Origin of the sequence: Lachnoclostridium sp. An181 (assembly GCF_002160325.1) — a bacterium.
GTDB lineage: Bacteria > Bacillota > Clostridia > Lachnospirales > Lachnospiraceae > An181.
On record NZ_NFKJ01000015.1, the window covers coordinates 49,613 to 75,534 of the forward strand.

Annotated in this window: 22 protein-coding genes; 20 read left to right on the forward strand and 2 right to left on the reverse strand. The window is 45.4% G+C overall.

The genetic code is table 11. The annotated features are described in order from the left end of the window. From B5F18_RS09745 to greA, 16 genes are all read left to right on the forward strand, one after another. Nucleotides 1–489, forward strand: coding sequence for a PTS sugar transporter subunit IIA (locus tag B5F18_RS09745; RefSeq protein ID WP_087157474.1), 489 nt, complete (start codon nucleotides 1–3; stop codon nucleotides 487–489). Between the two features lie 86 nt (nucleotides 490–575). Then, nucleotides 576–2,018 (forward strand): N-acetylglucosamine-specific PTS transporter subunit IIBC, encoded by a 1,443-nt coding sequence (nagE, locus tag B5F18_RS09750; protein WP_204217103.1) that lies wholly within the window; start codon nucleotides 576–578, stop codon nucleotides 2,016–2,018. Nucleotides 2,019–2,131: 113 nt separating this feature from the next. Next, complete coding sequence (locus B5F18_RS09755) at nucleotides 2,132–2,881, forward strand: copper homeostasis protein CutC (protein ID WP_087157475.1); 750 nt, start codon at nucleotides 2,132–2,134, stop codon at nucleotides 2,879–2,881. Between the two features lie 121 nt (nucleotides 2,882–3,002). Continuing rightward, nucleotides 3,003–4,349, forward strand: coding sequence for an MATE family efflux transporter (locus B5F18_RS09760; protein WP_087157476.1), 1,347 nt, complete (start codon nucleotides 3,003–3,005; stop codon nucleotides 4,347–4,349). Beyond that, nucleotides 4,346–7,015 (forward strand): translation factor GTPase family protein, encoded by a 2,670-nt coding sequence (locus B5F18_RS09765; protein WP_087157477.1) that lies wholly within the window; start codon nucleotides 4,346–4,348, stop codon nucleotides 7,013–7,015. The genes B5F18_RS09760 and B5F18_RS09765 overlap by 4 nt, the downstream gene beginning before the upstream one ends. 322 nt (nucleotides 7,016–7,337) lie before the next feature. Next, nucleotides 7,338–9,758 (forward strand): cation-translocating P-type ATPase, encoded by a 2,421-nt coding sequence (locus B5F18_RS09770; protein WP_087157478.1) that lies wholly within the window; start codon nucleotides 7,338–7,340, stop codon nucleotides 9,756–9,758. Between the two features lie 153 nt (nucleotides 9,759–9,911). Then, nucleotides 9,912–11,414, forward strand: a complete 1,503-nt coding sequence (locus B5F18_RS09775) for an amino acid adenylation domain-containing protein (protein ID WP_087157479.1) — start codon at nucleotides 9,912–9,914, stop codon at nucleotides 11,412–11,414. A gap of 13 nt (nucleotides 11,415–11,427) precedes the next feature. Beyond that, complete coding sequence (locus B5F18_RS09780; RefSeq protein ID WP_087157480.1) at nucleotides 11,428–11,658, forward strand: phosphopantetheine-binding protein; 231 nt, start codon at nucleotides 11,428–11,430, stop codon at nucleotides 11,656–11,658. 3 nt (nucleotides 11,659–11,661) lie between these two features. After that, a complete protein-coding gene (locus B5F18_RS09785) occupies nucleotides 11,662–13,251 on the forward strand; it encodes an MBOAT family O-acyltransferase (RefSeq protein ID WP_087157481.1) in 1,590 nt (529 codons plus the stop codon). Nucleotides 13,252–13,271: 20 nt separating this feature from the next. Beyond that, nucleotides 13,272–14,261 (forward strand): hypothetical protein, encoded by a 990-nt coding sequence (locus B5F18_RS09790; protein ID WP_087157482.1) that lies wholly within the window; start codon nucleotides 13,272–13,274, stop codon nucleotides 14,259–14,261. Between the two features lie 492 nt (nucleotides 14,262–14,753). Next, the gene (locus tag B5F18_RS09795) at nucleotides 14,754–16,205 is read left to right on the forward strand and encodes an aminotransferase class I/II-fold pyridoxal phosphate-dependent enzyme (protein WP_087157483.1); all 1,452 of its coding nucleotides are present in this window, start codon (nucleotides 14,754–14,756) and stop codon (nucleotides 16,203–16,205) included. A 6-nt stretch (nucleotides 16,206–16,211) separates the two neighbouring features. Beyond that, entirely contained in the window at nucleotides 16,212–17,063 is an 852-nt protein-coding gene (gene speE, locus B5F18_RS09800; RefSeq protein WP_087157484.1) for a polyamine aminopropyltransferase, read from the forward strand. After that, entirely contained in the window at nucleotides 17,053–17,913 is an 861-nt protein-coding gene (gene speB / locus B5F18_RS09805; protein ID WP_087157485.1) for an agmatinase, read from the forward strand. The genes speE and speB overlap by 11 nt, the downstream gene beginning before the upstream one ends. Nucleotides 17,914–17,935: 22 nt before the next feature. After that, a complete protein-coding gene (locus B5F18_RS09810) occupies nucleotides 17,936–19,138 on the forward strand; it encodes a saccharopine dehydrogenase family protein (RefSeq protein WP_087157486.1) in 1,203 nt (400 codons plus the stop codon). A 10-nt stretch (nucleotides 19,139–19,148) separates the two neighbouring features. Next, nucleotides 19,149–20,273: a carboxynorspermidine decarboxylase gene (nspC, locus tag B5F18_RS09815; protein WP_087157487.1), complete on the forward strand. Its 1,125-nt coding sequence runs from the start codon at nucleotides 19,149–19,151 to the stop codon at nucleotides 20,271–20,273. Nucleotides 20,274–20,289: 16 nt separating this feature from the next. Then, nucleotides 20,290–20,793: a transcription elongation factor GreA gene (greA, locus tag B5F18_RS09820; protein WP_087157488.1), complete on the forward strand. Its 504-nt coding sequence runs from the start codon at nucleotides 20,290–20,292 to the stop codon at nucleotides 20,791–20,793. Here the strand turns inward: greA and pdxR are convergent. Further along, complete coding sequence (pdxR, locus tag B5F18_RS09825) at nucleotides 20,790–22,118, reverse strand: MocR-like pyridoxine biosynthesis transcription factor PdxR (RefSeq protein ID WP_087157489.1); 1,329 nt, start codon at nucleotides 22,116–22,118, stop codon at nucleotides 20,790–20,792. The two genes, greA and pdxR, sit on opposite strands and share 4 nt — an antisense overlap. A 103-nt stretch (nucleotides 22,119–22,221) precedes the next feature. Between pdxR and B5F18_RS09830 the strand changes: the two genes are divergently transcribed. The 4 genes from B5F18_RS09830 to B5F18_RS09845 all read left to right on the forward strand — a co-directional run bounded on the left by B5F18_RS09830 (nucleotide 22,222) and on the right by B5F18_RS09845 (nucleotide 25,210). Continuing rightward, nucleotides 22,222–23,091, forward strand: coding sequence for a pyridoxamine kinase (locus B5F18_RS09830; protein ID WP_087157490.1), 870 nt, complete (start codon nucleotides 22,222–22,224; stop codon nucleotides 23,089–23,091). Further along, nucleotides 23,088–23,615 carry a TIGR04002 family protein gene (locus B5F18_RS09835; RefSeq protein WP_087157491.1) on the forward strand — a complete coding sequence of 176 codons (528 nt, stop codon included), beginning with the start codon at nucleotides 23,088–23,090 and terminating at the stop codon, nucleotides 23,613–23,615. The genes B5F18_RS09830 and B5F18_RS09835 overlap by 4 nt, the downstream gene beginning before the upstream one ends. 19 nt (nucleotides 23,616–23,634) lie before the next feature. Beyond that, complete coding sequence (locus tag B5F18_RS09840) at nucleotides 23,635–24,237, forward strand: TIGR04100 family radical SAM protein (protein WP_087157492.1); 603 nt, start codon at nucleotides 23,635–23,637, stop codon at nucleotides 24,235–24,237. Nucleotides 24,238–24,352: 115 nt separating this feature from the next. Continuing rightward, nucleotides 24,353–25,210, forward strand: a complete 858-nt coding sequence (locus B5F18_RS09845) for a DUF368 domain-containing protein (protein WP_087157493.1) — start codon at nucleotides 24,353–24,355, stop codon at nucleotides 25,208–25,210. Nucleotides 25,211–25,269: 59 nt separating this feature from the next. Here the strand turns inward: B5F18_RS09845 and B5F18_RS09850 are convergent, their stop codons facing one another. Further along, nucleotides 25,270–25,917, reverse strand: coding sequence for a potassium channel family protein (locus B5F18_RS09850; RefSeq protein WP_087157494.1), 648 nt, complete (start codon nucleotides 25,915–25,917; stop codon nucleotides 25,270–25,272). Nucleotides 25,918–25,922: the final 5 nt, after the last annotated feature.

Here is a 25,922-nt window from a genome sequence, read left to right on the forward strand (position 1 = left end):
ATGTTTGGTCTATTTAAGAAAAAAGGGGATGGCGCGTATGTGCTGGGAGCGCCTGCAAAAGGAAAAGCAATTGCTTTAAACGAGGTGAATGATCCAACATTTGGTGAAGGAATGCTTGGACAGGGAGCTGCCATTATTCCTGAGGAAGGAAAAATATATGCTCCGGCTGATGGAGAGATCGGAATGGTCTTCGATACTCTTCATGCAGTGACTATGGTGACAGACAATGGAGCAGAGGTACTCATCCATGTTGGACTGGACACAGTTCAGTTAAAAGGGGAAGGGTATGAAGCGCATGTAAAAGCAGGAGATAAAGTGAAAAAAGGTGATCTTCTTCTCACGGTTGATCTTGAGAAAGTAAAATCTGCAGGATACGACACAGTTACTCCGGTTGTTGTGTGCAATACGGATCAGTTTGCATCCGTGACAGGACAGACAGGAAAAGATGTGGCGCCTGGAGATGCACTTGTTGAAATTCAGGCAAAATAACATTGGTATTTTGGCCTGTACATACGGGCTTAAAATATAAGAAAAGGGATTAATGAGGAAAGAGACAGAGGAGGTAAATGTAAATTATGATGAAGTATTTACAAAGATTAGGTAAATCCCTGATGCTTCCGGTTGCATGTCTTCCGGTTGCAGCTATCCTTCAGGGAATTGGTTATTGGATCGACCCTGCAGGCTGGGGTGCCAATAACGTGATTGCAGCGTTCCTGCTGTCAGCAGGTGGTGTACTTGTTGATAACATGGCAATTCTGTTTGCTATCGGTGTTGCTGTAGGTATGTCAAAAGACAATGACGGTACAGCAGGCCTTGCAGGCCTTGTTTCCTGGCTGATCACAACAAAACTGTTATCCACAGATGTTGTTGCAATGCTCACAGGAACAGCTGCAGAAAATGTTGACGCAGCATTTGGAAAAACACAGACACAGTTTATCGGTATCTTATGTGGTTTGATCGCAGCTGCATGCTATAACAAATTCAAAGATACAAAACTGCCGGATGCATTCTCCTTCTTTAGTGGAAAGAGATGTGTTGCTATCGTAACATCAGGTGCATCCTTGATCTCCAGTTTGATCTTGTTCTTTGTATGGCCAGTTATTTACAATGCACTTGTTTCACTTGGTGAATTTATCATGGATCTTGGCCCGGTTGGTGCAGGTATTTACGGTTTCTTCAACCGTCTGCTCATCCCATTTGGTCTTCACCATGCACTTAACTCTGTATTCTGGTTTGATGTTGCAGGAATCAACGATATCGCTAAATTCTGGGGCAATGCAGAAGGCGGAGTTCTCGGAGAGACAGGTATGTACATGGCTGGTTTCTTCCCGGTTATGATGTTCGGTCTTCCGGCAGCAGCATTGGCTATGTACCATACAGCAAAAGATACGAAAAAGAAAGTTGCAGCTGGTCTTCTTTTGTCAGCAGCTATCGCATCTTTCTTCAACGGTGTTACAGAACCTTTGGAATTCTCCTTCATGTTCCTTGCACCGGCACTTTACGGCGTTCACGCTGTATTGACAGGTATCTCTATGGCAGTTGTTGCAGCGCTTCCAATGCGTGCAGGATTTAACTTCAGTGCTGGTTTCATTGACTGGTTCTTAAGTTTCAAGGCTCCATTTGCAGAGAACCCATTATTGCTCATTCCGGTTGGTATCGTAGTTGGTATCATCTACTACATTGTATTCCGTATTGTAATTGTTAAATTTAACATGAAGACACCTGGACGTGAAGACGATGATGTTGATGAACAAAAGGTACAGCTGGCAAACAACGACTACACAGCAGTAGCTAAGATTGTCCTGGAAGGTGTTGGCGGAAAAGACAATGTTACAAGCATTGACAACTGCATCACAAGACTTCGTCTGGAAATCAAAGACTACACAAAAGTTGATGAAAAGAAAATCAAATCCGCTGGTGTAGCTGGTGTCATCAGACCAAGCAAAACTGCTGTTCAGGTTATTGTCGGAACAAAAGTTCAGTTTGTTGCTGATGAATTCAAAAAACTTTGCAAATAATATCATTACATATTAATCCCTTTTAGGAAGGCCGCTGTCAGTAAGCCAAAATGGTTTACAGACAGCGGTCTTTCCTTTATTATAGGGGAAGAAGATTTATTAGGAGGTTAGGTATGGGATATATTTTGGAAGTATGTGCGGACAGCGTACAGTCTGCAGTTGAGGCGAAAAAGGGAGGGGCGGACAGAATTGAGCTTTGCAGCAATCTTCTGATTGGCGGGACTACTCCGGGCAAATCTTTGTTCCGCCTTGTGAAAGAGTACACCGGTCTTCCGGTGCGGACACTCATCCGCCCAAGATTTGGCGATTTCTGCTACGATGCGTATGAGTTTGAGATGATGAAGGAAGAGGTCCAGATGTTCACAGAGATGGGCGCGGACGGCGTTGTGATCGGAGTCCTGAATCCGGACGGAAGTCTTCAAATGGAGCAGATGGAGGAACTTGTGAAGGCAGCGGGAGGTGCGGGAAAAACTTTGCACCGTGCGTTTGATATGTGTAAAGATCCGTTTGAAACGTGCAGCCAGGCTGTGGATCTTGGGATAGATACGATTCTGACGAGCGGACAGAAAAATTCTGCATGGGAGGGAAAAGCACTTTTGGCAGAGCTTGAACAGAAGTTTGGAAAAGACATCACACTTCTTGCGGGTGCAGGCGTGTCACCAAAGACACTTGAGGAGCTTGCCGTGGAGACGAAACTTCATGCCTTCCACATGTCCGGAAAGATTATCAAAGAGAGCAGGATGGAGTTTAGGCGCGATGATGTCAATATGGGCTTAAAAGGTTTCAGCGAATATGAAATCTGGCAGACATCCATGGAGCAGGTTGCTAAGGCTAGAGAAATTTTAGATAGACTGGCAGGATAAAATGAAGACAGTGGCAAAGGCGGAGTATGCGCTCCGCCTTTTGTACTTCACTGTTTGAGGTGTACGAAGAGTCATGTTATAATAGGCTCATAGTGGAAAAAGAGATAAAGGAAGTGAAAACATGAGGGGAGATTTGACAAAAGGACCGATAACAAAGACCATGCTTGCATTTGCGCTGCCCATGATTTTGGGGAATCTTTTGCAGCAGACATACAATGTGGCGGATACGCTCATTGTAGGGAGATTTCTGGGACCGGATGCGCTGGCAGCTGTGGGATCATCCTACACGCTGATGAGCTTTTTGACCTCGATCCTGCTTGGGCTCTGCATGGGCAGTGGAGCAGCGTTTTCCATTGCGTTTGGAGAGAAAAATGAAGAAAAGTTAAAAAACAGTATGTATGTATCATTTATGTTGATTGGTGCAGTTGCAATCGTGCTTAATGTGGCTGTCTTTATTTTCCTTGAACCGATCATGGATCTTTTGCAGGTTCCAACAGAGGTGTATCCGATGATGCGGGAGTATCTTTGGATCATTTTTTTCGGGATCCTGGCGACGTTTCTCTATAATTATTTTGCGTCATTTTTGCGTTCCCTTGGAAATTCGGTCGTCCCTCTTGCATTTCTCGCTGTATCTGCGGTTTTAAATATTTTTCTGGATCTGGTCTTTGTGCTCAGTGTGAATATGGGCGTGGGAGGTGCAGCGCTTGCAACAGTGATCTCACAGTATATATCGGGAATCGGGATTGCCCTGTACACCTATATAAAAATGCCGCAGTTTTGGTTCCGGAAAAAGTACTGCAGCTGGAGTAAGAAAATCGCTAAGGAGATCGCACAGTTTTCTTTTCTGACATCTCTTCAGCAGTCGGTGATGAATTTTGGAATTCTCATGGTTCAGGGTCTTATCAACAGTTTTGGGCCAGTGGTGATGGCTGCATTTGCCGCAGGAGTCAAGATTGATTCGTTCGCGTATATGCCGGTGCAGGATTTTGGAAATGCATTTTCGGTGTTTGTGGCACAAAATCATGGAGCGAAGAAAGAGGAGAGGATAAGACTTGGGATCAGGAGAGCTGTAGTGATAGCCATTGCGTTCTGTATTGTCATTTCCGTGGCAGTATTTGTATTTGCGAGTCCGTTGATGACAATCTTTGTGTCGCAGGCAGAGACAGAAGTGATCCGGATAGGCGCTCAGTACCTGCGCGTGGAAGGAACGTTTTACTTTGGTATTGGATGCCTGTTTTTGCTCTACGGTTTTTACCGGGCTGTGGAAAAACCGGGGATGTCTGTGGTGCTCACGGTGATTTCCCTTGGGACAAGAGTTGTCCTTGCCTACATGCTTTCCTCTATAGAGGCCATAGGTGTGATGGGAATCTGGTGGTCTGTGCCGATCGGATGGGTTTTGGCTGACTTGACGGGATGGATGTATTATAAGTTGAGGTATAAAAAGAAGATGATAGGGATGAAAATATGAACACAAATCAATTGACAGTTGGAATTTTAGCTCACGTGGACGCCGGCAAGACGACACTGGCTGAGAGCATGCTCTTTACAAGCGGAAGTATCCGAAAAGCGGGAAGGGTGGATCATGGCGATGCATTTTTGGACACGTATGAACTTGAACGTGCAAGAGGGATCACTATTTTTTCCAAACAGGCAAGAATGAAGATTGGAGAATTGGGGATAACTCTTCTCGACACGCCGGGACATGTGGATTTCTCTGCTGAGATGGAGCGAAGTCTTCGCGTGTTGGATTACGCTATTTTGGTCATCAGCGGTGCCGACGGTGTGCAAGGACATGTGCAGACACTCTGGGAGCTGTTGAGGCGATATCGGATACCGGTGTTTTTGTTTATCAATAAGATGGATCAGGATGGAACGGATAGGGCAGCGCTTTTAAAGGAGCTGCAGACAAAGCTGGATTCTTCCTGTGTGGATTTTGGAAAAGACAAAGATGAAAGCGAGTGGATGGAAAATGTTGCGCTGTGCGATGAGGAGACAATGGAACATTTTCTGGAAGTGGGGGAATTGGATGAGGAAAAGATCAATGAACTGATTCTTGAGAGGAAAGTGTTCCCCTGCTTTTTTGGGTCTGCACTCAAAATGTGGGGAGTGGAAGAGTTTTTGCAAGGTCTTTCCACTTATGTGCGGTGCAAAGATTTCCCGGAGCAGTTTGGTGCAAAGGTATACAAGATTGCGAGGGATGCAAAAGGAGAGCGGCTTACGTACATGAAGATCACCGGAGGCGCTTTGAAAGTAAAAATGCCTTTAGGGGATGAGGGGGACAAGGTAGACCAGATCAGACTATACTCCGGAAATGCTTATGAGACAGTGCAGGAAGTGCAGTCCGGAAGTGTCTGTGCGGTTTTGGGACTTTCTGCAACATATGCGGGCCAGGGGCTTGGAATTGAGGCAGCAGCTGAGGCGCCTGTCTTGGAACCGGTGCTCACTTATCAGGTGGCGCTCCCGGCGGGGAGCAATGTGCACGAAAGTTTCCTGAAACTAAGGCAGCTGGAGGAGGAGATTCCGGAGCTGCATCTTACTTGGGACAAAGGACATGAAGAAATCCATGCCCAGGTTATGGGGGAAGTGCAGATAGAGATTTTAAAAAGCCTCATGCAGGAGAGATTTGACATGGAAGTGGAATTTGTCTCCGGCAGCATTGTATACAAAGAGACGATCGAGGAACCCATTGAGGGCGCGGGACACTTTGAACCGCTGCGCCACTATGCGGAAGTACACCTTCTCCTTGAGCCGCTTAAGAGGGGAAAAGGACTTGTGTTTGCCTCTTCGTGCAGTGAGGACATGCTGGATAAAAACTGGCAGAGACTGATCTTGACCCATCTGGAAGAAAAAGCGCACCAGGGAGTGCTCACAGGTTCTGAGATCACGGACATGAAAATTACGCTCATCGCGGGAAGAGCTCACCAGAAACATACAGAGGGAGGGGATTTCAGGCAGGCGACCTACCGGGCAGTAAGGCAGGGGCTTATGAAGGCAAAAAGTATTCTTTTGGAGCCTTATTATGAATTTGTCCTGGAGATCCCTTCCGGTATGATAGGGCGGGCCATGACAGATATCCAGAGAATGAGCGGGCAGTTTGAGGAGCCTATTCTTAACGGAGATGAGGCGTCATTAAAAGGGACATGCCCTGTGGAGACGATGAAAGAGTACCCAAAAGAGGTTGTGGCGTACACAAGAGGAAGGGGAAGACTTGCCCTTACTGTGAAAGGATATGATGTGTGCCACAATGCTGAGGATGTTATCGAAACCATAGGATACGATGCAGAGGCAGATGTGGACAATAGCGCGGACTCTGTGTTCTGTTCTCACGGGGCAGGGCACCTTGTGAGCTGGAGAGAAGCGGACGAGAATATGCACATTAAAACAGATCTCCTAAAAGAGGAATCTGTCTATGTTCCAAAAGTACCGGTTCCATCTGCGAAAAAGGAAAGTTTTGCAGATGAGGCGGAACTGAAGGCGATTTTTGAACGGACATACGGGGCTCCTAAAAAAGAAAACAAAAAATTCAAAAAAAGTGTGAAGTTTGAGTTTGGAAAAGAGCGAGAAGGTGCATATAAAAAAGAGCAGTCAAAAAAAGAGGGGGACAGAAAACAATATCTCCTTGTGGACGGCTATAATATCATCTTTGCGTGGGAAGAATTAAAAGAACTGGCAAAGATGGATATGGGAGCAGCCAGAGGAAAACTGATCGATATCCTTGCGAATTATCAGGGATACAAAAAAATGACATTGATTTTGGTGTTCGATGCGTATAAAGTAGAAGGAAATACAGGCAGCATTGAAAAATATCACAATATTTATGTTGTGTACACAAAGGAGGCTGAGACAGCGGATCAGTATATTGAAAAGACAGTGCACGAGATCGGGAAAAAGTACGAAGTCACAGTGGCGACCTCAGATGCCACAGAGCAGGTCATCATCATGGGACAGGGAGCAAAAAGGCTTTCCGCTGCCGGACTTTGGGAAGAGATCACGGATGCTGTGAGGGAAATACGGACAGAATATATAGGAAAACAGCAAGACCAGAAACAGTATTTATTTGAAAACTTAAGTGAAGAGCTGGCAGAATTTATGGAGGATGTCAGAATGGGGAAAAAAGAATTTCCTCTCCACTAAAAAAGATGCCTGCGGGAATGGAGCAGGCATCTTTGGGAAAGGGAGGGTAAAGAAAAGTATATTACAAATATTGGGTAATGTCTTATAAAATTAAACAGTAAACTGGAGGATGCCGAAACAATAAAGAAGAACGATTGCCCAAATAAATAATATACACAATGCTATGACTGATAAAATCTCTTTTTGTTTATTCATAAATAGCACCTCCTTTAAGATTGACTATATTATACCACTATTTTTCGGAAAATTAAATAGAAAAATAGAAAAAGTTGGAAAAAATACTGTGTAAACCGGATTAATCGGAAAAAGGAGGCTGGAACTGATGGTAAAAAAGTGGAAGAAGGAAGAGAGAGAGGAAGAGTGGGAGCAGGAGCGCATTCCTGTGGAAAAGACGGAACCGGACTACAGAAGGGGGCTTAGTGAAAGTCAGGCAAAGGAAAGAATGGAAAAAGGATGGGCCAATGTTGCAGTAGAGCCGCCGCTGCAGTCAACAAAGGAGATCATTAGGGACAATGTGTTCACGTATTTTAACCTTGTGTTTACGGTGCTTGGAGTCCTGCTCTGTCTTGTTGGCTCTTTTCGCAACCTGACCTTCCTTCCAGTGATCATCATCAATTCCCTGATAGGGATTATCCAGGAAATCCGGGCCAAAAATGTGCTTGAAAAGATGAATATGCTCAATGCGCCCCATGCGAATGTGGTGAGAGACGGACATGTGCACAGATTGGACTCGGAAGAATTAGTGTTGGGAGACATTGTCATCTTTAAAGCCGGTGATCAGATTTGTGCGGATGCAAGGGTTGTCCACGGGGAAGTGCAGGTCAATGAGTCGCTTCTTACAGGGGAGGCTGATGTCATCACAAAACAGCAGGACGATTCGCTTATGTCCGGCAGTTTTGTCACCTCCGGACAATGCTATGCGGTTTTGGAGAAAGTTGGGGCAGACTCCTATATTTCCAGGCTGACGCTTGAAGCCAAGTCTATGCCGCAGGGAGAGCAGTCGGAGATGATCCGCTCTTTGGACAAGCTGGTAAAATTTATTGGCATTGTACTCATTCCGATCGGTATTATTTTATTTTGGCAGGGGTTCTTTTACAATCACGAATCCTTCCGCGACAGCATTACCTCCATGGTGGCCGCGGTCATCGGCATGATCCCGGAGGGGCTTTACCTTTTGGCCAGTGTAGCGCTGGCTGTCAGCGCGATGCGGCTTGCCAAACAAAAAGTACTTCTCCATGACATGAAGAGCATTGAAACGTTGGCCAGGGTCAATGTGCTCTGTGTGGACAAGACGGGAACGATCACGGAGAATAAAATGTCCGTGCAGGGCACGGTTCCTGTGGAGGAGGGAAAAGAAGAGCAGTTCCTTACCAGTCTGTCGGAATTTGTTGGCAGTATGGAGGATGACAATGCCACGATGCTGGCGCTGAAGGAATATCTGAAAGGCGGGAGCAAAGGAAAAGCGGAAAAAACCATCCCATTTTCTTCAGAATATAAATACAGTGGAGCGAAAATAAGAGATGTCTCCTTTGTCATGGGAGCCCCGGAGTTTGTCCTGCGGGATGACTATGGACAGTATGCCAAGGATATCGAGACATATGCCCAAAAAGGATATCGGGTGCTCGTATTTGCCAAGTATTTTGGGGAACTGCAAAAAGGCGCTCTGACGCAAAAAACAACTCCGTTAGGATACATTTTTTTGGCAAATCCGGTGAGAAAAGAGGCACCGGAGACATTTGCCTATTTTAAAGAGCAGGGAGTGGAAGTAAAGGTCATTTCCGGGGATAATCCGGTAACTGTGTCCGAGGTGGCAAAAGAAGCCGGGATTGAAAATGCGGACAAGTATGTGGATGCAGGCACCTTAAAGACAGATGAGGAAATTTTTGAGGGTGTGAAAAAGTATACAGTTTTTGGCAGAGTGACGCCGGAGCAAAAAAGAAAATTTGTAAAGGCACTGCAACAACAGGGAAACACAGTGGCAATGACAGGAGACGGAGTCAACGATGTACTGGCCCTGAAAGATGCGGATTGCAGCGTTGCTATGGCATCCGGAAGTGATGCCGCCGTGCAGTCTGCCCAGGTCGTTCTTTTGGAGTCCAATTTTTCCTGTATGCCTTCCGTTGTTTTGGAAGGCCGCAGAGTGGTCAACAATATTCAGCGTTCTGCAAGCCTGTTTTTGGTAAAGAATATTTTTTCTTTCCTGCTGTCCCTTTTTTCTGTTGTATTTATGATCACGTACCCGCTGGAACCTGCGCAGATTTCGCTCATCAGTATGTTTACGATCGGAATACCTGCATTTTTCCTGGCGCTGCAGCCAAATCATGAAAGGATCAAAGGACATTTTCTTACCAATGTTTTTTTGAAAGCACTTCCCGCAGGGCTGACGGATGTACTGGCAGTCGGATCATTGGTTGTATTCGGACAGACATTTGGGGTTCATTCTTCGGACATCTCCACTGCAGCTACCATGCTGCTCGCAATCGTAGGATTTATGATCCTCTTTAAAATATGCAAACCGTTCAATGCGCTGCGGGTTTGCATCTGGTGGGGGTCAGTGGCAGGGTTCCTTGTAAGCAGTATCGTATTGCCCGAATTGTTTGCCATTTCCGACATGTCGGCAAAATGCATCATGCTCTTTGTCGTCTTTTCCATTGCCACAGAGCCGTTGCTAAGATACCTGACAATGTTTGTGGAAGGAATCAGCAACAGAGTGAGGATGTGGAGAGAAAAAAAGAATTTGTAGAAGAAAAGTTTTGTACAGCTAGAGAGTTGTGCAAAACTTTTTTTGTTTGTTGTCATAAAGAAAAGACTAAAGATATATTTAGAAAATCTTAAAAAAGGAAAAAATTAACTCTGATATAATGGGCACTGTAATTTACGGAAAGGAGAAGGCAGCATGAAAAATATTTTGGAACTGTTGGAAAGAGCTGCGCGTGTGGATGAAGGAAAGACTGCCTATGCAGACGAGGAGAATGCTCTGACATACGGGGAGCTTATGGACAAGGCAAAGGCGGTGGGGAGTGCCCTGCTTCGGGTTGGAAGAAATAAGCCCATTGCGGTGATGGTCAAACGGGGAGCAGCGAATCTGAAGGCATTTCTCGGCGTGGTGTACAGCGGAAATTTTTATGTAGTGATAGACGAGCAGATGCCAACAGAGCGTATACATACCATTATCGACACATTGGATCCTGCGGCGTTTGTAGTGGATGGAGCTTGTCTTGAAAAAGCGAGGGGTATGGAGATGAATTTAGACATCTTTGTGCTTGAGGAGATGGAAGAGGGAGAGGAGAATGAAGAAGGCCTTAAGAAAGTGAGAAGGGAAATGATCGACACGGATCCTCTCTATGCATTGTTTACATCCGGCTCCACCGGCGTGCCAAAAGGAGCGGTCATATCCCACCGAAACGTGCTTGCCTATTCCGAATGGGTATGCGAGACTTTTGGGATAACAAAGGATACGGTTTTTGGAAACCAGACCCCATTTTATTTCAGCATGTCTGTTTTGGATGTGTTTGCGACTTTACGTGCAGGTGCTACCCTCCACGTGATTCCAAAATCTTATTTTTCATTCCCGTTAAGACTTCTTACCTTTTTGAAGGAAAGGGAAGTCAACACCATTTATTGGGTGCCTTCTGCACTTGGGATGGTGGCAAACTGGAAGGCGTTGGATGCATTTGATCTGCCGAAATTAAAGAAAGTATTGTTTGCAGGGGAAGTGATGCCGGTAAGGCAGTTAAATTACTGGAGGGAGAAAATCCCCGATGCCATATACGCAAATCTTTACGGACCTACGGAGGCGACTGATATATGCACGTATTATATTGTGGACAGAGAATTTTCACCGGGAGAATCCCTGCCCATCGGACATGCGTGCAACAACTGCGCTGTGATGGTGTTGGATGAAGAGGGCAGACCTGCAAAAGAAGGGCAGGAAGGAGAACTTTGCATAAGGGGGTCCTTTCTCGCCATGGGGTATTACAATAACCCTGACAAGACAAAGGAGGCGTTTGTCCAGAATCCTTTAAACCCTCATTATCCGGAATGGATATACAAAACCGGGGATCTGGTGCGATACAACGAAAGAGGAGAGCTTGTGTTTGTCACAAGAAAAGATTTCCAGATGAAAAAAATGGGGTACCGCATTGAACCGGGAGAAATTGAGGCAGCGGCAGGTGCGGTTCCGGGGCTTCGAGCCTGTGCATGTATTTATGTGCCAAAGGAAAAGAAAATCTGTCTTTTCTATCAGGGAAAAGAAAAGCCGGAGGAAGTAGGAGCAATTTTGACCAAAAGACTGCCATCCTATATGATGCCGGATGAGTGCATCAAGATGGACCAGATGCCGCTCAATGCAAATGGAAAAATCGACAGAAAAGAATTAAAAAGACAAAGAGATTATTAGGAGGAGATACAACATGGAAACATTGATGGAAATTTTAAAAGAGCTGAAACCGTTTGTGGATTTTGAAAAAGAGGAGCATTTGATCGATGAGCACATTTTGAATTCTCTGGAGATCATGACACTGGTGTCCAGAATCGATGATGAATTCGATGTTCAGATTCCGCTTGTGGAAGTCGTGCCGGAAAACTTCCAGTCCGCGAAAGCTATCCACCGCATGATCGTGCGCGTACAGGAAGAGGAATAAACGATGTCTTTTCATTCATGGCTTTATCTGCCGTGTTTCCTTGGAATGGCAGTGCTATTGTATTATTGTTTTCCCTTAAAGTACCGTTTTTTGCCGCTCCTTCTAAGCAGCATGGCCTTTTATGTTCTTTGCAGCAGGAAACTGATCGTATTTCTTGCAGTTACTATTGTCAGTGTCTATGCTGCGGCCAGGATATTGGATACGTTCAACGAAGAATTCCGGGAAAAGAAAAAGGGACTTGCAAAAGAGGAACGGAAACAATTGAAAAAACAGGTGGAACGGAAGAAAAAGGCGGTGTTGTACCTGGCAGTGCTTTTGAATTTCGGAATCCTGTTTGTCCTAAAATACGGTAATTTTTTAGGGGAAAATATCAATCAAGCCTTAAAGGCCCTGCATGTGGGAGGGAGAATTCCGGTATTTCAGTTTCTTCTGCCCCTTGGCATTTCTTTTTATACGCTGCAGGCAGCGGGGTATCTTTTGGATGTGTCCAGAGGAAAATACAGGGCAGATAAAAATTTTGCAAGAGTTGCACTGTTTTTGTCCTTCTTTCCGCAGATGGTGGAAGGTCCGATTGCAAGATATGATGAAACCGGACATCAGGTCTATGAAGGACATCGGTTTGATTATGAAACCTTCACATCCGGATTACAGCTTATTTTGTGGGGACTTGTAAAAAAAGTGGTGCTTGCGGACAGGGCAAATATGTTTGTAAACACGATTTTTAAGCAATATGAGCAATACTCGGGCATCTATATTGTGGCCGCAGCAGTTCTCTACACTTTTCAGATTTATACAGAATTTTCCGGCTGTATGGATATTGTAAGGGGAAGTGCGCTGCTTTTTGGAATTCAACTTCCGGAAAATTTCAGGCAGCCGTTTGCGGCGAAGACGATCAATGAATTTTGGCAGAGATGGCATATGACACTTGGCGGATGGCTGAGAGATTATGTGTTTTATGCAGTTTCCTTTTGTGGCTGGTACCAGAAATTTTCCAAGAACTGCAGGGAGAAATGGCCGAAGTTTTTTGGGGGTTGGATTTCCGCCGTTGGGGCGTTGTTCTTTGTGTGGTTTGGCATGGGGCTTTGGCATGGAGCAAGCTGGAAGTATGTGTTGTATGGAATGTATTATTTTGCACTTATTTCCATTGGCATGCTGCTCGCCCCGCTGGGAGAAAAAGGGATGCAAAGAGCAGGGATTTCTCCAAAAAGTGCAGGAGTACAGATTGTTGGAAAAGTCAGGACAACGGCTCTTGTGTGTGTCGGTATGCTGTTTTTTAGGGCAGAGAGTTTTACGGCAGGACTTTCCATGTTAAAATCCGTGTTCCGTGATTTTTCTCTTCAGCCACTGTTGGAGGGAAAATTGCTTGGATTAGGATGTGACGGATACGATTTTGCAATTCTTGGAATCGGATTTGTTGTAGTTTCCCTTGTGGGCGCATGGAAAGAGCGGAACATAAATGTGAGGGAGAAAATTTCCGGATTTCCACTACCGTTTAGGTGGGGTGTGTTTTACGCCGGGCTGTTCTGTGTCATTTTGTTCGGCGCGTATGGATTCGGATATAATGCGGCAGATTTTATTTATGCACAATTTTAACGGGAAAGGAGTACAAAGATTTGGAAAAGAAGAGAAAAGGGAACCTGGGTATATGCATCCGGGCAGCGGCATTTACGGCAATCTTTGTCATCCTTCTGATCTTGGCAGGCCACTTTGTCATGCCGAAGAATAACCGGGATTTCGGCGGATATGCCAAAGGCGGATTTTACGGATATCCGGACAATGTCATCGATGTGCTGGCAGTGGGGGACAGCAATGCAGCGGAAGGGATTGCTGCTCCCATGATGTGGAAAGAGCATGGGTACGCGGCCTACGTCGCAGGAGAACCGTTCCAGACCGTTTCGGGGGTGTATGAGACTGTGCGCGAGATCACAAAAAAGCAGACCCCGGCCGTGCTGGTGCTGGAGGTGGACAGCATTTTTCAGGCCAGCGGACTCAAAGGAATGGAAGATATGGTGAAAAAGGAGGCGGAATACTATTTTCCGGTTTTTGAATATCACAACCGTTTCAAAAAGATGAAATGGAGTGACCTGACAACAAAGAAAACATATGCATGGGCTGCTCCGTATAATGGCTACTCCCCGTCCAATACAGTGAAACCGTTTCAAGGCGAAAAGAAAGTGGACGAAAAAACAATCGCCAAACCAATTCCAAAATCTCAGGAGCTGGCGCTGGAAAGACTGCGGGGACTTTGCAGGGAAAAAGGAATGCAGCTTGTATTTTTAAGCGCCTATTCTCCGAAAAGCTGGTCTTACGACAAGCATAAAGGAATTGCGGAATATGCACGGAAAAATGAGATTCCGTTTCTGGACTGTAATCTGGAGAGCGAAAAGTATGGGTTTTCTCCGGAAGAAGATGTCCGGGATGGAGGGACGCATATGAACACGCGCGGAGCTATAAAAACGGCAAAAGTGCTTGGGGAATTTTTAAAGGAGAACTGTCAGAATGCGCTTGCAGACAAAAGGGAAGAACCCTCCTATGAAATTTGGCAGAAAAACTATGAAAGATTTAAAAGAGATGTGCTTATTCCGTATAAAATAAAGGAATAAAAATACAGAGATTTTTCGAGAAAAATTTCTTGCAATCAGGGAAAAATTATATTATGATAAAAAAGTATGGAAAACGGATGAGAAACGGAGTTCTCCATGCAAATATTTTTCGCAGCTTTCGCTGCATTATTGATTGAGTTAAAAGCTCAAATTTTATAAGCTGGTTACTTTATAACTAATATGCATGGAATGTGCATACCACTTGTGAAACGGTCAATAAGAGTAGTAAAAGTAAAATATTTGCTATATAGACTCTAGCCATAATCTGTTGGATATACTCAATATGTAAAAATATAGATGTATAGAAGTATGATAACGCAAGCAGTGGTAAGTGAAGTCCGTCTGTTTGCGTTTTTTTCTCCCTTGATGAGATTATGAGGATGTTGCAAAATTCTGAATCTGACGGTCAGGATTTTGCAATATCCTTATCAATGTCCAGGAGGGAAACAAGATATACGGATTCCGGAAAAACCGGAGAAGGGAGGAGTGAACATGAAGAGAAGTTCACAGTCGAAAGCGCCGATCTACGAAGCGCTGGAGCGTTTTCGGAAAATGAGGGTTGTGCCGTTTGATGTCCCGGGACATAAACACGGGAGGGGCAATCCGGAACTGGTGGAATTGCTGGGGAAACAGTGCGTCAGCATTGATGTAAATTCTATGAAACCACTGGATAATCTGTGCCATCCGGTGTCTGTCATCCGCGAGGCGGAGGAATTGGCAGCAGAGGCATTTGGGGCATCACATGCATTTTTGATGGTAGGGGGAACCACTTCCTCTGTGCAGAGTATGATTCTTTCAACCTGCAAGCAGGGGGATAAAATCATTCTGCCAAGGAATGTGCACAGAAGTGCGATCAATGCACTCGTCCTCTGCGGTGCAAAACCCATTTATGTGAATCCGGATGTAAATCATGATCTTGGAATTCCGCTTGGCATGCAGATGAGCGAGGTGGAGAAGGCAATCCGGGAAAATCCGGACGCAGTTGCTGTTTTTGTCAACAATCCGACATACTATGGAATTTGTTCAGATTTAAGATCCATCGTAAAGCTTGCACATGAATATGGAATGAAAGTGCTGGTGGATGAAGCGCATGGAACGCATTTTTATTTTGGGGATCACCTTCCTGTCTCCGCGATGGAAGCAGGCGCAGATATGGCGTCTGTCAGCATGCACAAATCCGGAGGCAGTCTGACACAGAGCTCCTTCCTTCTGACTGGAAAAGATGTAAATGCAGGGTATGTAAGACAGATCATCAACCTGACTCAGACCACAAGCGGATCTTATCTTCTGCTGTCCAGTCTGGATATTTCCAGAAGAAACCTGGCGCTCAGGGGAGAAGAGGAATTCAAAAGAGTGTCCGCGCTTGCGCAGTATGCAAGAGAAGAGATCAACAAGATCGGAGGCTATTATGCATTTGGCGAAGAGTTGATCAACGGGGACAGTATCTATGATTTTGACAAGACGAAATTGTCTGTGCATACATTGGAGATCGGCCTTGCGGGAATTGAGGTTTATGATATATTAAGAGATGAGTATGACATTCAGATCGAGTTCGGAGATCTGGGAAATATCCTGGCTTATCTGTCTATTGGAGACAGAAAACAGGAAGTGGAACGTCTGGTGAGCGCCCTGGCAGAAGTCAAGAGAAGATATCAGAAGGACAAAGCAGGTATGCTCTCACAGGAGTACGTTTCCCCGAATGTCATCATGACGCCGCAGGAATCTTTCTATGCGCCAAAAGAATATCTTCCTCTGGAAGACACGCTTGGAAGAGTGTGCAGCGAGTTTGTGATGTGTTATCCTCCTGGAATACCGGTTCTGGCTCCTGGAGAAAAGATAACAAGAGATGTTCTGGATTATATTATTTATGCAAAAGAAAAGGGATGTTCCATGACAGGACCGGAAGATCCGGACATTGAACATTTGAATGTAATAAAGGAGTGATGAAACATGGATATGTGGTTTTCTGACGAGCATACGGAAAATGTGAAATTGTCTTTTCGCATTGAACGCCAGCTCTTTAGTGCGCAAAGTGAATATCAGAGAATCGATGTGCTGGACTCTACGGAGTTTGGAAAGATCATCGTGGTGGACGGCGACCTGACTTTGACAGAAAAAGACGAGTTTATTTATCATGAAATGATCACTCATGTGCCGATGGCAGTGCATCCGTGTGTAAGAAAAGTGCTTGTTATCGGAGGAGGAGACGGAGGAGTCGTGAGGGAACTGATCAAGTACGATGAGATCGAGTCCATTGATGTGGTGGAGATGGATCCTCTGCTTGTGGAAATCTGCAGGAAATATATTCCTGAGATCACCTGCAGTCTGAATGATGACCGCGTGACGATTTATCATGAAGATGGACTTCGGTTTATCCGTTCCAAATCCAATGAGTACGATCTGATCATCATTGATTCTCCGAATCCGTTTGGATCCGGGGAGGGATTGTTTACAAAGGAATTCTATGGAAACTGTTACAATGCGCTGCATGAAGACGGAATCATGATCAACCAGAATGAAAGTCCGTTTTATGAAGAAGAGGCATTTCAGTGTCAGCGCATGCACAAGAGAATTCTGGAATCATTCCCGATCAGCAGGGTATACCAGGCACACCTGCCGTCTTATCCGTCCGGACACTGGCTGTTTGGATTTGCCTCCAAAAAATATCATCCAATCGATGACCTGGATGGAGTTGCATGGAAATTAAAAGGGATTGACACCAGATATTATGTGCCGCGCCTGCATGCAGGAGTGTTCATGCTGCCGGCGTATGTGGAGGAGATTTTAAAAGATGTTGAATAAAAATGTAATGACTTTTATCGGATGCGACTGTGAATATGAGGATGCAAAGATTGTGTTGTTTGGCGCGCCTTTTGATTCCACAACTTCCTATCGTCCGGGGACCCGTTTTGCGAGTCAGGTGATGCGCAATGATTCCTGGGGGCTGGAAACCTACAGCCCATATCAGGATAAGGATATGACAGATTATGGATATTATTTTGACAGTGGAGATCTTGAGCTGCCGATCGGAGATTCCGTGCAGGTGCTGGACGCGATCGAGAAGAGAACAGAAACGATTCTCAATGATGGAAAGCTGCCGTTCATGATCGGCGGAGAACATCTTGTGACACTTGGAAGTTTCCGCGCTGTGGCGAAAAAAATACCGGATGTCCATATCATTCATTTTGACGCGCATACGGATCTTAGAGAAGATTATCTTGGCGTAACATTATCCCACGCAAGCGTGATCAGAAGATGTCATGACATCGTGGGAGATGGAAAGATTTTTCAGTTTGGCATCCGTTCCGGGGACAGGCCGGAATTTTTATGGGCCAAGGAAGGATATGTAAGTCTTAATAAATTTAATTTCAATGGATTAAAAGAGACAGTGGAGAAACTGAAAGGGAAACCAGTGTATTTTACCATTGATCTGGATGTCTTGGATCCGTCTGTTTTTCCGGGAACCGGAACACCTGAGGCAGGAGGCGTGCAGTTTATGGAACTTCTGGACGCGATCCACACAGTGATCGCCAACTGTAATATAGTGGGCTGCGATGTCAATGAATTGTGTCCGCCTCTGGATACAAGCGGTGCATCCACAGCAGTGGCATGTAAAGTAGTAAGAGAAATGTTATTGGAATTATCAAAATAAAAGATCAGGAGGTTGATGAAGAATGGGAAAAGTATTGATTATCGGCTGCGGCGGTGTTGCAAGTGTTGCGATCCAGAAATGCTGCCAGAACAGTGAAGTGTTTGAAGAGGTGTGCATTGCAAGCCGTACAGTTTCCAAATGCGATGCATTAAAAGAAAAACTGGAAGGAAAGACAAAAACAAAGATCACAACTGCACAGGTGGATGCTGACAATGTGGACGAGCTCATTGCTCTGATCGAAAAAGTGAAACCGGATCTTGTATTGAATCTGGCTTTGCCATATCAGGATCTGACGATCATGGATGCATGTCTTGCGACAAAAGTGCACTATGTGGACACTGCAAACTATGAGCCGGAGGATACGGCAAAATTTGAATACAAATGGCAGTGGGCGTACAGAGAGCGTTTTGAGAAAGCGGGCATCACAGCACTTCTCGGAAGCGGATTTGACCCGGGTGTGACAAGTGTGTTCTCTGCATATGCGCTGAAACATTATTTTGATGAGATCAATTATATCGATATTCTGGACTGCAATGGGGGAGACCACGGATATCCGTTTGCAACCAACTTTAACCCGGAGATCAATATCCGTGAAGTAGCTGCCAATGGTTCTTACTGGGAAGATGGACACTGGGTGGAGACAAAACCAATGGAGATCAAAAGAGTTTATGATTTCCCACAGGTAGGAGAAAAAGATATGTACCTTCTTCACCATGAAGAAATCGAGTCTCTTGCTCTGAATATTCCGGGAATCAAGAGGATCCGTTTCTTCATGACATTTGGCCAGAGCTATCTGACTCATTTGAAATGCCTGGAAAACGTGGGAATGACTTCCATTGAACCGATCATGTATGAAGGAAAAGAGATCGTACCGCTTCAGTTCTTGAAAGCAGTGCTGCCGGATCCAGCATCTTTGGGACCGCGCACAGTCGGAAAGACAAATATCGGATGTATCTTTGTGGGCAAGAAAGACGGAAAAGAAAAGAAACTTTACATCTACAATGTGTGCGACCATCAGGAATGCTACAAAGAAGTAGGTTCTCAGGCGATTTCCTACACAACCGGGGTGCCTGCAATGATCGGTGCCATGATGATCCTGAATGGAACATGGAACAAAGCAGGTGTATACAATATCGAAGAATTTGATCCGGATCCGTTCATGGATGCGCTCAATAAATGGGGACTTCCATGGATCATCGACGAAAATCCGGTTCTGATCGACTAATGGAGAGCATATGAGAAAAGAAGAACTGCGCACCCCTTGCTATGTGGTGCAGAAAGCAAAACTTCTCGATAATTTGAGGCAGTTACAAGAAATCCGGGAACAGACCGGATGCAAGATCCTTCTTGCGCAGAAGGCGTTTTCCATGTATGCACTCTATCCTTTGATTGGAGAATATCTGGACGGCGCCACTGCAAGCGGGCTTTATGAGGCAAGGCTTGGATTTGAGGAGATGGGAAAGGAAAACCACGTCTACTCCCCGGCTTTTCGCGAGGACGAGATTGACGAAGTGCTAAAATACAGTGAGCACATTGTGTTCAATTCTTTCTCCCAGCTGGAAAAATTTCAGGATAAGGCAGTGAAACAAGGCGTCAGCATCGGACTTCGCATCAACCCGGAACATTCCACGCAGGGAGACCACGCCATTTATGATCCATGCGCAAAAGGGTCAAGGCTTGGCATCACGCTGGAAAATTTCAGACCCGAACTTTTGGAGCATGTGGACGGACTGCATTTCCACACGCTCTGCGAACAAAATTCGGATGACTTAAAAGAGACGCTCAAAGTTGTGGAACAAAAATTCGGGACCTGGATGCGGAGGATGAAGTGGATCAATTTTGGCGGCGGCCACCATATCACAAGGGAGGACTACGACAAGGAGACGCTCATAGAGTGTATCCTCCATGTGAAAGAGACTTACGGTGTGCAGGTGTATTTAGAACCCGGGGAGGCGGTTGCCCTCAATGCGGGCAGCCTTCTTACAACGGTTTTGGAGACTGGAAAAAACGGGATGGACTATGCGATTCTGGACACATCGGCTGCATGCCATATGCCGGATGTGATCGAGATGCCGTACCGGCCGCCGCTGAAAGACTCCGGTATGCCGGGAGAAAAAGCGTACACATACAGGCTTGGGGGACCGACCTGCCTTGCAGGGGATATCATTGGGGATTATTCTTTTGATGAGCCGCTTGAAAGTGGAAAACGCTTGGAATTTTTGGATATGGCAATCTACAGCATGGTGAAGAACAATACATTCAACGGAATGCCTCTTCCGGCAATTGTACTGGAAGAAGAGGATGGAGAATGCCGAATCGTCAAAGAATTTGGTTATGAAGATTTTAAGATGAGACTTTAGATAGGAGTGGTCCACATTGTATAATGAGCTGACGGAAAATGATATCAAAAAGATAAAAGAAGAGATTGAATACCGGAAACTGGTGGTAAGAAAAGAGGCCATTGAGGCGGTCAAAGAGGCGAGGGCTCACGGGGATTTGAGTGAGAATTTTGAGTACCATGCAGCAAAGAAAGATAAAAACCGCAATGAGAGCCGCATCCGTTATCTTGAGAGAATGATCAAGACCGCCCGCATTGTGTCTGATACGTCAAAGGACGACGAGGTCGGCATCAACAATACAGTGGATATCTATTTTATTGACGATGATGAGACGGAGACCTACAAGCTTGTGACAACAGTGAGGGGCTCCTCCATCCACAATATGATCAGCACCGAATCCCCTATCGGCAAGGCAATCCTTGGACACAAAGAAGGGGATACGGTGACCGTGAAAGTGAATGACACTTACAGCTACGATATTGTCATCAAACGAATCGACAAGACAAGTACGGATGCGGACGACAAGATCAGAAGTTATTAAAAATCAGAAGAAAAGCATGATTTCCATACAAGGTAGAGTTCCCGGCATGCCGCAGGGAATGTTTCAGAAGGCATGGCGGAGCAGGAGAGGATCAGGGTTACATACCCTTTGGATTCATTCAAAAGTTCAACCTGGATCTTGTGCTTTTTTGCTTTCTCAAGAAACTCTTTTCCGGAAACCGGACATGGCAGTGTCAGGGCAGTGCTGGTGCCGGCTGCTCCGGTTTTTAAACTTACGTTTTCTCCGAAGGTATCCTTCAAAGAAGAGGTAAGTTTTTTTAATTTTCCTGCGTAATAGCGGTTTAAACGCTTTGTCTGGGAAGAAAGATGTCCGTCACGGATAAATTGGCAAAGAGCGATCTGCTCCATTTTGGAGGCAGTCTGGTTATAGTGATCTCTGATTTGCCGGTAATGGCTGCAAAGATCAGACGGCAGAACCATAAAACTTAGTCGGATGGAAGGCAGCAGCAGTCTTGAGAAAGATCCCATGTATACCACATGCTCTCCGCCTGCAAGGCTTTGCAGGGAGGGGGTTGGGCGCTGCATATAGACAAATTCATTTTCATAATCATCCTCAATGATGAGGCTTCCGTGCGCGGCAGCGTGAGAGATCAGCTCCAGCCGTCTGGATACGGGCATGATCTCTCCCCATTTTGTCATGTGGGCAGGGGAGACGTAGATGATGTCCGCGTCTTTGTCACGGTAATGAATGTCAAAGCCATAGTCCGCAAAGACAGAGCTGCCCTGAACAAAAGAAGGATTGGGGAAGGAGACGGTTTTTTTGCTCTTTAAAAGCGGACAAAGAATGTGAAGGAGACTTTGGGTGCCAGCTCCGATGACGATCTGATGCGGGGAGCAGATGACGTTGCGCTGTTGGCGCACATAATCAGCAAGCACCTGGCGGAGTTCCCATTCTCCCTGTGGATTTCCGTACTCCAAAAGCCGTTCGTCCTGGCGGAGGGCGCTCTTGATATAGCGGCGCCAAAGATCAAAACGAAAACTTTCCCGGTCTGTTCCGGAATGGGAGAAGGAGTAGAGAACCCTGGATTCGGAAAAGGCAGGGCTTTGTTTTTGAGATACCGGCTTTGTGCCAAATCCAGTCACATAGTAACCGCTTTGCGGCCTGGAGAGTATATATCCGTCTGCAGCCAGCTGCAGGTAAGCACTCTCCACAGTCGTGCGGCTGATCTTCAGCTCATCTGCGCATCTTCTTATGGAAGGCATTTTGTCTTTTGCCTTTAATTTTCCTTCTTCGATCAATTCCCGGTAATAGTGGTAAACCTGCAGATATCGTTTTTCTTTTGGATTATCAAAATTTAGATACATAAAACTGTCCCCTTAAAAAATATTAAAATTGTATATTTTTATCATGTCACTTTGGTGTTATTCTATATGAAATGAGAAAAAAAGGCAAGATAGGTGGACAAAAATGAAGAAAATAGCAGTGATACAGGATTTATCAGGACTTGGGAAGTGCTCTCTCACCGCAGCGATCCCGGTCATTTCAGCCATGGGAGTGCAGGCTTGTCCCATGCCCACGGCAATTTTGAGCAACCAGACCGGATATGAAAGTTACTATCTGGATGATTATACAGAACACATGGACGCGTATATGGCTGAGTGGGAAAAAAGGGGATTTGTCCCGGATGGCATATATACGGGATTCCTTGGAAGTGTCTGCCAGGTGGAAAAGATACTGAAGTTTCTGGATCATTTCCGCAAAGAGGGGACAAAAGTTTTGGTGGATCCTGTGATGGGGGACAACGGAAAAGTATATAAATTCTATACCGGACAGCTTGCAGAACAGATGAAAAAGCTGTGCAGGAGGGCGAATGTACTCACTCCAAACCTGACGGAAGCACTCATTCTTTTGGGCGGAGAGGAAAAGATGAAAAGTTTTTGGGAACAAGCGCTGACGGAGGAAAAGCAAAAGCAGGAAGTGGAAACCATTGCGAAAAGGCTAAAAGAAATTTACGCTTGTGATGGAGTCATCATCACCGGGATCAATATATGCGGGCAAGAGGAGAAGATGGCAAATTTAGTCTGCACAGATGAAAAAGTACACTGGTGTGAGGCAAAAAAATACGGAGGCAGTTATTCGGGGACCGGGGATCTGTTTGCATCTGTTATCAGCGCGGGAATGGTAAAAGGGGATGACCTTGTGCGAAGTGTAAAAAGAGCTGTCTCATTTCTGGAAAAATCTATCCGGGATGCAAAAGAAGAAGGCACAGACCGAAATGACGGTGTGTGTTTTGAAACATATTTATCAGAATTGTGGAAGGAAGGGGCGGAGGTATGAAATCAGAGGCAGTGAAAAAGAGTAAGGGGAAACTGCAATACATGACAATGACAGCGGTCATGGCGGCGCTTATTACGATCATGACAGCATATGTGTTTCATATTCCAACAGGAATCAATGAAGGATATATTCACTTTGGAGACGCCCTTATTTATCTTTCGGCAGCCATACTTCCGGCTCCGTATGCCATGGCTGCAGGAGCAATCGGAGGCGGACTTGCCGATCTTATGACAGCTCCGGTGTGGGCGCCGGCAACTGTGATCATCAAGATGCTCATCACACTTCCGTTTGGCAGCAGGGGAGAGAAAGTCCTGACAAAAAGAAATGCTGCGGGTCTTGCGGCAGCAGGTGTGATCTCCGCTGCAGGATATTATCTGGCAGAAGGGCTGATGTTTGGATTTCATGTGGCCTTTTTCACATCAGTAAGCGGCAGTCTGATCCAGTCCTGTGGAAGTGCGGCGTTTTTTTTGATAGCAGCAGGCACGCTGGACAGGGTACATTTTAAGAAACGATTTTTTATTTGAGTGAAGGGGGATAAAAGTTATGGGAGATATTGTATACCGGTATAAAGAAAATATTTATTTAAATATTACAAATAAGTGTCCGTGCAGATGTAAATTCTGTATCAGGGGACAAAAAGAGGCCATTGGCGAGGCAAAAGAACTGTGGCATGAAAAAGAGCCCACATTGGAGGAAATTGAGGAGGCCATTGATGTATTTGGTATTCCAAAGGGGGCAGGTGTTGTGTTTTGCGGGTATGGAGAGCCGCTGGAGAGACTGGATGAGCTGATTGCGGTGAGCAGATATTTGAAGGAAACATACGGTGCTTCTATAAGGGTTAATACAAACGGTCTTGGAAACCTGATCCACGGAAGAGATATTGTACCGGAGCTTTGCCAGGCTGTGGACAGCGTGTCCGTGAGCTTAAATATGCCGGATGCGAAGTCATACTGCGAGATCGTACGGCCAAAGTACGGGGAAAAATCATTTGATGAGATGCTGAAATTTGCGGTGGAATGCAGAAAATACCTTGAAGATGTGCGCTTTTCTGTCGTGGATGTGATAGGCGTGGAGCAAATAAAAAAAAGCAGGATTTTGGCAGAAAAATTGGGAATTCCACTCAGAGTCAGACATTATTCCCAGTAAGATATGTTGCCTCTCTGCGGGCGTATTGAAAATTGGAAAGTTCTGTGTTAAAATTCCAAAGTGTATGTTTGCACAGTACACCAGAAGTTGGGAAGTTAGTAAAAGGAGAGGAATTATGTTAAAAAAAATATTGCAGGGTATGGTTGTTGGAATTGCAAATATTATACCCGGAGTCAGCGGTGGCACAATGATGGTAGCCATGGGTCTCTACGACAGCCTGATTCATGCGATCACGCACTTGAAACGTGAATTTAAAAAGAGCATGCAGCTTCTGATCCCTATTTTTGCAGGAGCAGGAATCGCGATCATTGTGCTTGCCCGTGTCTTTGAGTTTTTGCTGGAAACATATCCGATTCAGACGAATCTTGCATTTTGCGGTCTGATTGCAGGCAGCCTTCCGTTTATCTTCAAAAAAGTGAAAGGCCATACGGTGACGATCGGGAAGATCATTCCATTTCTTATTTTCTTTGCGATAGTCATTGCAATGGCTTTGATGGGAGAGACAGGGGGAGCCGCAGCGGATGTTTCCTTTAATCTTGTCAATGTGATCAAGTTGTTCTTTGTAGGATTGATTGCCGCAGCAACCATGGTGATACCCGGGGTCAGCGGTTCCATGATGTTGATGCTTTTGGGATACTATGATACGATTTTAAAGACCATCAACCGTTTTATGGAGGCGCTTGCAAAATTTGATATACCTGCAATGGCAGGCGAGCTGGGGGTTTTGATACCGTTTGGAATCGGAGTGCTCGTTGGGATCGGAGTGATCGCAAAGATTATTGAGTTTATTTTTATGAAAGCAGAAATACATGCTTATTATGCGATCATCGGATTGATCCTTGCATCGCCGATCGCGATTTTGATCAAAACGGATTGGGCGGATTTGTCTGTGATTTCCATTGTGACAGGTATCATTACATTTGTTATTGGATGGTTTGTGGCGAGTAAGCTTGGCGGGGAGCCGGAAGAATAGTTTCGTTGACAGACATAATATAAAAAAGATGGGGAACGCATGCCCCATCTTTTTTGTGTCTATAAATGAAGAAATTTTCGGATATCCTTGTTGGCACCAAGGATAAAAAGACTTTCGTCTTTTTGGAAAATATGGTGCGGTCCCGGTACAGGCTCCAACTCTTCGCCGCGGCGCACTGCCAGGATGTTGATATGATACCTTTGCCTTACTGCAAGCTCCAGGATGGATTTGCCAACCCAGGATGCAGGGGTTTGGGTCTCGTAAATAGAATATTCATGCGTAAGCTCAATGTAATCAAATACATTGTCAGAGCCATAACGGACAGCGGCCCGCACAGCCATCTGTCTTTCCGGGTAAATGACGTCATCAGCTCCATTTCTTAAAAGGAATTTTGCGTGTACATCTCTGTTGGCCCTGGAAAGGACGAAGGAAGCTCCGCAGTCTTTTAAGAGAGCGGTCGTCTCAAGGGAGCTTTGGAAATTATCTCCAATGGCCACCACGCAAAGGTCAAAGTTGCGTACCCCTAGGGACATGATAAACTGCTCATTTGTACTGTCGCCAATCTGAGCGTTGGTAACATAAGGCAGGATGTAATTTACCCGTTCTTCGTTGATATCCACAGCGAGAACATCATGTTTCATCTCATAAAATTTCTGGGCCATATGGCGTCCGAAACGGCCGAGCCCAATGATTAAAATTGATTTCATTTCAC